This window comes from Subdoligranulum sp. APC924/74 (assembly GCF_003324125.1).
GTDB classification, from domain to species: domain Bacteria; phylum Bacillota; class Clostridia; order Oscillospirales; family Ruminococcaceae; genus Gemmiger; species Gemmiger qucibialis.
In genome coordinates this window covers 1-9,435 of record NZ_PSQF01000095.1, presented here as the reverse complement: position 1 = coordinate 9,435, position 9,435 = coordinate 1, and the positions used below count along the sequence as shown (strand labels likewise).

9 protein-coding genes are annotated in these 9,435 nt (G+C 53.9%); 6 read left to right on the top strand and 3 right to left on the bottom strand.

Translation table 11 applies throughout. The features are described from left to right. Positions 1-335 precede the first annotated feature (335 nt). Complete coding sequence (locus C4885_RS16545) at positions 336-1,328, bottom strand: SpoIID/LytB domain-containing protein (RefSeq protein ID WP_158538913.1); 993 nt, start codon at positions 1,326-1,328, stop codon at positions 336-338. A gap of 175 nt (positions 1,329-1,503) precedes the next feature. On the opposite strand from C4885_RS16545, the gene C4885_RS16540 reads away from it, so the two are divergent. Further along, positions 1,504-2,304, top strand: coding sequence for a hypothetical protein (locus tag C4885_RS16540; protein WP_158538912.1), 801 nt, complete (start codon positions 1,504-1,506; stop codon positions 2,302-2,304). Here C4885_RS16540 and C4885_RS13870 read toward each other — a convergent pair. Further along, positions 2,255-2,866, bottom strand: coding sequence for a hypothetical protein (locus C4885_RS13870; RefSeq protein WP_114000906.1), 612 nt, complete (start codon positions 2,864-2,866; stop codon positions 2,255-2,257). The two genes, C4885_RS16540 and C4885_RS13870, sit on opposite strands and share 50 nt — an antisense overlap. A gap of 324 nt (positions 2,867-3,190) precedes the next feature. Between C4885_RS13870 and gap the strand changes: the two genes are divergently transcribed. Further along, positions 3,191-4,219 (top strand): type I glyceraldehyde-3-phosphate dehydrogenase, encoded by a 1,029-nt coding sequence (gene gap / locus C4885_RS13865; RefSeq protein WP_114000905.1) that lies wholly within the window; start codon positions 3,191-3,193, stop codon positions 4,217-4,219. Between the two features lie 209 nt (positions 4,220-4,428). Here the strand turns inward: gap and C4885_RS13860 are convergent, their stop codons facing one another. After that, the gene (locus C4885_RS13860) at positions 4,429-5,361 is read right to left on the bottom strand and encodes an AEC family transporter (protein ID WP_114000904.1); all 933 of its coding nucleotides are present in this window, start codon (positions 5,359-5,361) and stop codon (positions 4,429-4,431) included. Between the two features lie 417 nt (positions 5,362-5,778). Here C4885_RS13860 and C4885_RS13855 point away from each other — a divergent pair, with 417 nt between their 5' ends. From C4885_RS13855 to C4885_RS16785, 4 genes are all read left to right on the top strand, one after another. Continuing rightward, positions 5,779-6,717: a glycosyltransferase gene (locus tag C4885_RS13855; protein WP_158538911.1), complete on the top strand. Its 939-nt coding sequence runs from the start codon at positions 5,779-5,781 to the stop codon at positions 6,715-6,717. 18 nt (positions 6,718-6,735) lie between these two features. Continuing rightward, complete coding sequence (locus C4885_RS13850; protein ID WP_158538910.1) at positions 6,736-7,848, top strand: EpsG family protein; 1,113 nt, start codon at positions 6,736-6,738, stop codon at positions 7,846-7,848. Positions 7,849-7,869: 21 nt separating this feature from the next. Continuing rightward, positions 7,870-9,255, top strand: a complete 1,386-nt coding sequence (locus C4885_RS13845) for a lipopolysaccharide biosynthesis protein (protein WP_114000901.1) — start codon at positions 7,870-7,872, stop codon at positions 9,253-9,255. After that, positions 9,252-9,435 (top strand): hypothetical protein (locus tag C4885_RS16785; RefSeq protein WP_207657596.1); only part of this gene is annotated, 184 nt, incomplete at its 3' end. The genes C4885_RS13845 and C4885_RS16785, both read left to right, overlap by 4 nt.

Below are 9,435 nucleotides of genomic sequence, written 5' to 3'. Positions count from 1 at the left end.
CATCCAGTATTATCTGCGCTTTTGGCTTAGCAGCTGCCGCACCTCGCTCGCCGTATCGGCACTTAGAATTATGCGGTATCGCCTAAGATGAATACACCACGCCCGCAGCCGGTCCCAAAGACCAGTTGCGGGCGTGGTGATTTTTGTATAGGGAAGAATATGATGGATACAATTTTGCTTCCGGAGTGGTCAAGACCGTTCCCTACAGAAATGGTGAAGATTGCGGCTTGCGGCTAAAGAATAAAAGATAATGCCTAATCTCTACCTCCAATTCCTCATTGCTCATTCCTAATTTATAATTATTGAGAAAACTCCTAACCCCTACTTCCTAACTCCTAACTTGCAATTTCCGTTCCCGGAAAATAGTACCCCAAAATGTCCTCCCAACCCGCGCCGCCTTCGGCCATGGCTTTAGCGCCATATTGGCTCAGGCCAACCCCGTGGCCGTACCCGCGTGTGGTGATGACAAACTGCCCGCCGCGCCAGGCAATGGCAAAGCAGGTGCTGCGCAAATCAAGGGCCTTGCGCACCTCCAGCCCGCTCACCATTTGGCCGCACAGCTCCAGCGTGCGCACATACCCGGCGTTGTCCCAGGTGGAAGCACCGACCCAGCTTTCGGGGGAATCATCGGGGGTAAGGCCCAATTCTTCCAGCGCGGTGCGTACCTGCTCGGCGCTGTACTGAATGGTCACTTCGTACCCATCGGCAAACTTATCCCATGCGGAATCCACGCCGCATAAGTAAGGCAGCTGGCCGCCCCACACGTTCTGGCTGGCTTCGGTGTGGCCGCTGCTGATGGCATGGTAGCAGGCAGCGGCAGGCTGTCCGTTGTATAAAAGCACCGCCTGCCCGGTACGGGCGGCAAGAGATTGCAGGCGCTGCATGTTGGCGGCGTAATCACTGCCCCAGCGGCTTTGCAGAACCTCGCTGCTGGTCCAGCCGCTGCACAAAGCGCTGTTGGCGGTAAAGCTCTGCCCCTGAGCGGATAAGTACAACGCATAGCTGCGGCTGGCAACCATCTGGGCCAGCAGGGCATCGTCCGGCCAGGTTGCGGGCATCTCGCAGGCGGCAGCACCGACCATAAAATCCACAGCGGAAATGGTGAAGTCGGAACCGCTGGCTTCATCATGCAGGGTGATGGTTTGGGGAAATGTGGGTGCAGCGGAAGGCGCGGCAGTGCTTTCCGGCTGTGCTGCCGCAGTAGGCGCGGCGGACGGCGTAACCGTGGGGGCAGCCTGTACCGGAACACTGGGGAACAGCAGGCAGAGAAACGGCACCGCAGTGCTTAACGCGGTAAGCAGGGCGGCACAGAGCAGTGTGCGCTTCAAAACGGCAGATCCCTCCATTCCGGCAGGTGCGGCGCACGGCAAAACCTTGCATTTTGCCGCGGAGAACCGTATAATAAATAGCACTGGCGGGGCTTGTCTTGCATCTTGACCCCGGAGCCTGTTACCATTGTATTCGCCGCAAGGGGAATTTATGCCCGGCGGGAAAGGCTGTCCTATGAAAAAATCAAAGAACAAATATTCGCCGTGGCCGGCGGTAGCGCTGTGCCTGGTGTTTTTGGCGCTGCGCATTGTGGATCTGGCGCTGTTTACGGACCCGGAAACCAGTTTTCCCACGGTGGGGCCATCGGCGGCGCGCTGGGGGACCGCGCTGGTTGGTGCGGCGGCGCTGCTTGTGATGGGCCGCAGGGCGGATGAAAAAATTGCCCCCGGCAGAAAAAGCCTGATGGGTGTTATGATGGCGGTAACGGGGACTGTGCTGGTACTGGCGGGGCTTTCGCAGCTGTTGAGCGCCACAGTGGTGTGGCCCAGCATGGTGCTGCTGACGGCGGCGGGCGTGTGGTTCTTCGCTATGGGCTGGCGGGTTCTTTCGACCCCGGAAGGGCGTGGAACTGCCATGCCGCCCAACGCCGTGCAGTGCCTGATCCCTACGGCGGCGCTGTTGTGGGTGCTGATCCAGCGGTTTTCCATCATCCCGGCGGCATCGGCGCGGCTTGGCTGTACCTTCCGGGTGCTGGGGGCGCTGGGCGCGCTGCTTTGTGTGGGGATGCTGTGCAAGCTGCTGTATGTTCCCGGCGGTACCTATGGCTGCACGGTGCAGCAGTACGGCAGCCTGGCGTTTTACTTTGCAACCTGCCACGAACTGCCGCAGGCCATCTTTGAGCTGGTGCGCGGCAGCGTCTCTGAACAAACCCTGCTGACCAGCCTGGCCATGGGCTGCATTGGCCTGTGCGGGCTGGCGGCCATGCTTACCACGGTCCCGCGCAGTAACCCGACAAAAAAAGATAAGGCAGACTGAACCGATCCTCCAGCAGCTCCTGCGTGCTGGGGGATTTTTGTATGCGGCAGCCGGGACAAAGGGGCAAAAATGCAGCCGCGGCAAACTGTGCTCCGCTGTCAAACACCACAGCCCCGCCGCTTTGCCGGGCCAGCGCCTGCCACAGCGGCAGCACCCCGGCGGGGGCACCGCCCCGCAGGCAGAGCAGCACAGCGCGGGAACGCGGCTTTACTTCCAGCACCGCCTGCCCGCCGCAGGCCAAAACAGGGCGCAAGGCTTCCAGGACGGCGGCCTGCACCAGCGCCGGGCGCGCTGGAACAGGGCAGGTGATCCCCGACGGGAACATGGCGTACAGCCAGCCGGGGCGGCGGCGCACGCATTGGGTCAGTGCCCCGGTCAGTGTTTGCAGCGTGCCGCATAATTCGCACCCCGCACCGCCCGGCTGGGCCAGCAGCTCCTGCACGGTCTGCGCCCGCAGCTGCGGCAGAACCAGCTCCGGCCCAAGCCCGGCCAGCGCCCGGCGGGCGGCTTCTTCCGCCAGGGCGGCGCGCCGGGTGGGGAAACGTGCAGAAGGTGGAACCATGGCAGCAGCCTCCGTGTGGTGATAAATGGGGCAAAACCTGTGGCATTTACCCCGGCGCGGTGCCAGGGCAAGGATAGTATGCCCGAAAAATACCGCCAAAGGCCATACAGTTATTGACAATACGCCAAATTGGCGTTGAAAACCGCTGCTTTTTTTGCCCAAAACATAATTTTTGCTCAATTTGCGTTAAAATAATAACAGCCCCTCTTGCAGTTTTGGCAGGAATGGGGTACAATAGAATCAAACCGGAAAGCGGCAATAAGCCGCTTGGGTGGGGCGGGTTCAACCCCGTTCCGAATATAAAATCTTTGGGAGGATTTTACTATGGCTGTTAAAGTTGCTATCAATGGTTTTGGCCGTATCGGCCGTCTGGCTTTCCGTCAGATGTTTGAGGCTGAGGGCTACGAAGTTGTTGCCATCAATGACCTGACCAGCCCCAAGATGCTGGCTCACCTGCTCAAGTACGACACCGCTCAGGGCTCTTTCCTGGGCAAGATCGGTGAGAACAAGCACACCGTCGAAGCTACCGAGGATTCCATCATCGTCGATGGCAAGGAGATCAAGATCTACGCCATTAAGGACGCTAAGGATTGCCCGTGGGGCGAGATCGGCGTTGACGTTGTTCTGGAGTGCACCGGCTTCTACACCAGCAAAGAGAAGAGCATGGCTCACATCGCTGCTGGCGCTAAGAAGGTCGTTATCTCTGCTCCTGCCGGCAACGACCTGAAGACCATTGTCTACTCTGTCAACGAGAAGACCCTGACCAAGGATGACCAGGTTATCTCTGCTGCTTCCTGCACCACCAACTGCCTGGCTCCTATGGCCGACACCCTGAACAAGACTTTCCCGATCGTTTCCGGCATCATGACCACCGTTCATGCTTACACCGGCGACCAGATGATCCTGGACGGCCCGCAGCGTAAGGGCGACCTGCGCCGCGCTCGTGCTGGTGCTCAGAACATCGTTCCTAACTCCACCGGCGCTGCCAAGGCTATCGGCCTGGTTATCCCCGAACTGAACGGCAAGCTGATCGGCTCCGCTCAGCGCGTTCCCGTTCCCACCGGCTCCACCACCATCCTGGTTGCTGTCGTTAAGGGCAAGGATGTCACCAAGGAAGCTATCAACGCTGCTATGAAGGCTGCTGCTTCCCAGAGCTTCGGCTACAACGAGGATCCGATCGTTTCTTCTGACGTTATCGGCATGAAGTACGGCTCCCTGTTCGATTCCACCCAGACCATGGTCGCTAAGATCGACGACGACACCTATCAGGTTCAGGTCGTTTCTTGGTACGACAACGAGAACTCCTACACCAGCCAGATGGTTCGTACCATTAAGTACTTCGCTGAGCTGTAATAGAGATCTTCCCAACAAAATAGCGTGAAATTAGCAGTTGGCAAAATGTTACTGCGTGCGCCGGGTTCCGGCGGGCAGCAGGCAACCCCTGTTGAGCAATAACAACTGCCAACGATTGCCGTGGGTACCCTGCGGCAGACTGAATACACGATAGAAAAGCCCCTTCCGGCTGCGAATGCAGCGGGAAGGGGCTTTTTGTATGAGAAATTTCAAATCAGTACTTCAAACAGACCGATCATCAGCGGCATGGTGAAGATTGACAAAAGCGTGCTGAGAACATACAATGCGCTTGAATGTGCCGCATCACGATTGTACAGCTGAGCCATGGAAGTGACAGTTGCACAGGAGGGTGTGATGGCAGAGAGATAAACTGTCATCAAAATTGCCTTGCCATCGGAAATCCAACCTGCTGCATGTACCACCCGGAGTAATAAAAGAACAATTACAGGAACCACCAGCAGACGAAGCACAACAGGGAGGTAGTTCCGCAGTGTGCAAAATACCTTTTTCAGCGGGACCTCTGCGATTGCCATGCCGGCCAGCAGCATTCCCATAGGTCCAATCATATTTCCTACGCTGCTGAGTGTGCTCACGATTGGCGCTGGCAAAGAAATGTGCAACAGATACAAGAGCGCTCCTGCCACAATCGCAATCAGGTTGACATTGGTCAGAATCTTTTTCCATTCCAACTTGGTACTCCCTTGCAGGCAGGCGCTTGCGTGGGTCCAAAGTAAAATCAACTGCACGATGACAAAGGCACAAGAGTATACAACATACTCACTGCCAAGTAAAGCTTGTACCAACGGAATAACCAATGCTGCCGCATTGCTGTAGATGATGTTGACTCTCTCGACTGCATCCAATTTCAGCGGCTTGCGTATCACTGTATCGAACGCCAGAAAGACAACGTGCATCCCCACGGCAATCGCCATCGAATACAGAAGCCCAGCACGAATTTCAGGAGTATCATCAATCTGAAACGCATTCAGAACTACGCAAGGCATAATCAGATACACAAAAACAACAGAGAGCACCTTGCTGTCAGAGGACTTTAGCAATTTGGCCTTGACCACAATGTACCCCATCAGCAGGACAATGAATAGTTGAGCAATCTGCTCCATCAGCAAAAGACTAACTTCCATACAAATCCCTTCCTTCATCTTGTCCGCACTATCGTACTCTTTTAAAGCTCGATAGTCAATACGCAGCTTGATGGAAATTCCCGGGAAGATGTGATAACCTTTTGACTGTGTGTATGCAGCCGAAATGAAGTTTGCCTATTCTGGCAAAAATATGATTTTTTGATATTTTAGGGCAATACCGCATAATTCTAAGTGCTGATACGGCGAGCGAGGTGCGGCAGATGCCGTGCCGCAGTTGCCGGAGCGGTGCTTAAGCCGCAAGGCGGGAATTGTGCGTTGTTGCCTTAGATAAAAATCAGGAAAAACACTTATAAATATACCGAAAATATCTATACATCGTTTAAGGAAACTGCTAAGATATACGTAGAGCACCTTATGAAATCATAAAAGATAGTGAAAATGTGGGGGGGGCTGTGTATGAAATACAGCGTGGTGATTCCGCTTTACAACAAGGAGCATTACATTGCCGGCACCCTGCGCTCCGTTCTGACACAGACATTCCCTGATTATGAAGTGATCGTGGTGGATGATGGTTCAACGGACCACTCTTTGCAGGCATGCAAAGAGGTGCGTTCGGATAAGATCCGGGTTGTGCAGCAGGTGAACCAGGGCGTATCTGCTGCACGCAACAAGGGCATTGAGCTGGCGGCGGGGGAGTACATCTGCTTTCTGGATGCTGATGATACCTGGCATCCGGATTATCTGCAAAATATCGAAACCATCGTGCAGAAATATCCCCAAAGTGATATCTTTGTTACGGCCTACCGTATTATCTACGCCAATGGCCGCTGCAAGGAATCGCGCAGACTGCCGCAGGCGAATGGCTGTTTGCCTAGCTACTGGGAAACACTGGGCAAGGGTTATGACTTTGTCTGGACCTCCGCCACAACGGTGCGGCGCACGGCACTGTTGGCGGCGGGTGAGTTCCGGCTGGGTGAAAAAATCGGGCAAGATCTGGATCTTTGGGCGCGATTGGCGAGAAATAACCCGTGTGTTGCCTATGCCTCCCGTGTTTGCGTGGATTATAACCGTGGGGCAGAAGCCAACGCCAGAACACGGGTAAAAGTGGCCCACGCCAAGGCATTTATGCAGGATTTGGAAGAGGAACTGAAGAATCCGAACCATAGCAAGGCCGAGATTGCGGCGATCCAGAGAAAATACGATTTTAAGATGACAGTTTATATTTATACAAGCCTGATTGCAGGGCAGAAACACCAGGCAAAGCAGGCGCTGAGCAGTTGGAAAGGCAGACCGAACCTGCAAAATATTTTGCTGCGTGCAGGGCTTGGGTGCGCAGCGCTGCTGCCTGCCGGGATCAACGCGGCCGTCTACCAGGTGCGGCTGGCGCTGTTTTGAAATAGCATGATAGAAAAAATGAGTGTTTACCTTGTGCTTTGCCTGCTGCTTGCCTACCCGGCGCGCCTCTGCGTGCTGGCACGGCGGCAGGGCAGGAGCGCGCAGCGTGTGGCACTGGCCATGTCCTGTGTGATGCTGTGGTTTTTTATGGCAATGCGGGCACAGACTGTTGGTGTGGATACCAAGTATTATGTCTGCATTTATCAACAATTCCCACAGATTTCGTGGAAAGAACTGTTTGCCGCCCAGCTTTACCCAACGCCCCGCCGGACATGGGAATTGGACTTGGAACCTGGGTACCGCCTGCTGAATAAGCTCCTCAGCATTTATTTGCCTGCGCCACAGTGGATTACAGTGGCAAACAGTGCGCTGATTATAGCGCTGCTTTACCGCTGGCTGCGGCGGGAATCCCCCAATGCTATGCTGAGTATCTGGCTTTACCTTACGCTGGGTGTTTATCAGACAGAAATGAATGTGGCCCGCAATGCGATTGCAATTTTACTGGGTTATACGGCATTCCACTGGATCAAGGAGCGAAAACTTGCGCCGTACTTTTTGCAAATTCTGATGGCAGTATCGTTCCACAAAAGTGCAGTGGTCTTTCTGCCGCTGTATTGGTTGGTGAACCGGCGGTGGAAATATCGCCATGTGTTGTACTGTACCATGGCAGCTTGCATTTTGGGCGCAGCATATCCGGTTGTGGCGGGGCGCGTGGCAAATTTGCTGCCCTATGCGCTGGCAAAATATTTTACGAAGAGCAACAGCAGAATGGAATCCATTGCGGTTGGTGCGTTTTATGCTCTGTTGGTTGCCTTTGTTCTTTACAAAATGACACCAGAGGAATGCAAAAAGCTGGAATCCAAGGAACCGCAGGGACTATTTCTCACAATGGCGGCACTTTCGCTGTACGGGCTGAACCTTGGGCTAGCCTCTGCGGCGCGGATGGCTGCGTTGTTTGGGCCGTACCTGATCGTATTGCTTCCACGCATGTTGGAGTATATAAACTGCCCGCGCAGACGGGCTGCGACAATCCAATGGTTGGCAGTGGCGGCGGGCCTCCAATATGTTTTGCGGCTGCTGATAAATAATATTGGCGGGACGATGCCGTATCAGTTTTTCTGGGCAGCATAGTTCTGGTATGGAGAAAATATTTTGAGTATCGTTTTTCTACTTAGTGTAATATTAAAAGGGCTTGGTGCAGTGCTGGAAGTGCTGCTGCAGGTTATGATCACCCGGATGCTGGGCCTTGCGGGATACGGAACTTACTCTACCTGGGTCAGTGCGGCGGATCTTGTGTACTGGGTATTGTTTTCCGGTATTACGAAATGCAATACTTTTTACTTATCAAATAAGGGAACAGAGCTGCGCCGGTTCAAGGCAAAATATTACAGCTGTTATGTGCTGCCAGTTCTGACGACATTAGCGTTGGTACTGGCGTTGGAAAAAGGACGGGGCGGTTACACGGTCATAGCACTAATTACCGGGATGGAACTTCTGGTAATGGACCATAGCAGCACAATGATGGCGCAAGGCCAGCCGGGATGTGCCTTATTCGGAGAGTATGTGCTGGGAAGACTGTTCCTTGTATTGGGAATACTGGTTTTATATAAAACGGAAAGACTCTCGCTTGGCACACTGCTGGCGCTGTATGTGATACAATACGCGGGAATCCTGGTGCTTTTCCTGATAAAGCGGGACAGAGAACCCCGGAGGGATATCTCGAAGGAACTTTCTTTGCGCAAATGGGGGAGCTATCAACGGGCGGATCTGATACAGGCGTTGATTTCGCAAATGCCAATCCTTTTGCAGTACTTTTTCACAGGCGCGTTTGAAGCGGGAATTGTCAGTGTAGTGCTGATGGTAAAAAAGCTTGTCAACTTCATCTCTGGTCCAACAGCAAAAGTGTTTCTGCCAGAATTTTCGCGCATGTATCATGCAGGGGATAAAGCGGGAATCAAGCAGTGCTATGCGTCCATTATGCGGATTCAAATGTTATTTGCCGGCAGTATGGCAGTTGTGCTGGTGGGCTATCCGCAGGTGCTGCTGTCGATTCTGGCGGAAGAGCTGTTGCCTTACACCAAACAGTTTGTTGGGTGTGCGCTGGTGTTTATTTTGATTGCGACACTTGGACCCTGCAGCGGGGTGCTGCAAATGACGGGGAACGAAAAGAAAGATAACCTGTATCGCGAAGCTGCACTGGGGGTTATGCTGGTGTTGCTGTTTGTTATGCGGGGCAGTCGGTTGGTGATGCTGTATGCACTTTGTGCGCAGGCGCTGCTGGAAGGGGTGGTGAAATACTGGTATGTCTGCCGCTGGATGCAAGGGAGTGCCGTTAAGCTGAAGACTTACTGTATATGGTGGAGCGTACCGGCTGCAGTAATTGCGGGCGGCTGCTTGCTGCATTTGCAGCATTCTGCACTGGCGATGCTATTGGCGGCAGGGGGGACATTTGCTTTTGGCTTGGTGTGCGAACTGCGGCCCGGAGGGTGCTTGCATGGATATTGGGAAGGACTAAAAAAGAAGTTTGAAAAAACTTGAAAGAAATTTTGAAAAAAGGTGTTGACTTTAGGCGAAAGTGTGGTATTATAAATAAGCTGTCGCGCAAGACAGCAGCTCTTCGAAAGCCAAATAAAAGCGATGTACCAGCAAAAACGCAGCGGGGAACCGGACAGCGTGCGGGTGGAAAGCTTTTAAAAAGGCGTTTGGAAAGCTCAAAAA

Bases quoted from the DNA above. Each gene is read 5' to 3' on its own strand.
- C4885_RS16540 (WP_158538912.1), top strand. From the start codon at position 1,504: ATGAAAAAATCAAAGAACAAATATTCGCCGTGGCCGGCGGTAGCGCTG.
- C4885_RS13870 (WP_114000906.1), bottom strand. From the start codon at position 2,866: ATGGTTCCACCTTCTGCACGTTTCCCCACCCGGCGCGCCGCCCTGGCG.
- gap (WP_114000905.1), top strand. From the start codon at position 3,191: ATGGCTGTTAAAGTTGCTATCAATGGTTTTGGCCGTATCGGCCGTCTG.
- C4885_RS13860 (WP_114000904.1), bottom strand. From the start codon at position 5,361: ATGGAAGTTAGTCTTTTGCTGATGGAGCAGATTGCTCAACTATTCATT.
- C4885_RS13855 (WP_158538911.1), top strand. From the start codon at position 5,779: ATGAAATACAGCGTGGTGATTCCGCTTTACAACAAGGAGCATTACATT.
- C4885_RS13850 (WP_158538910.1), top strand. From the start codon at position 6,736: ATGAGTGTTTACCTTGTGCTTTGCCTGCTGCTTGCCTACCCGGCGCGC.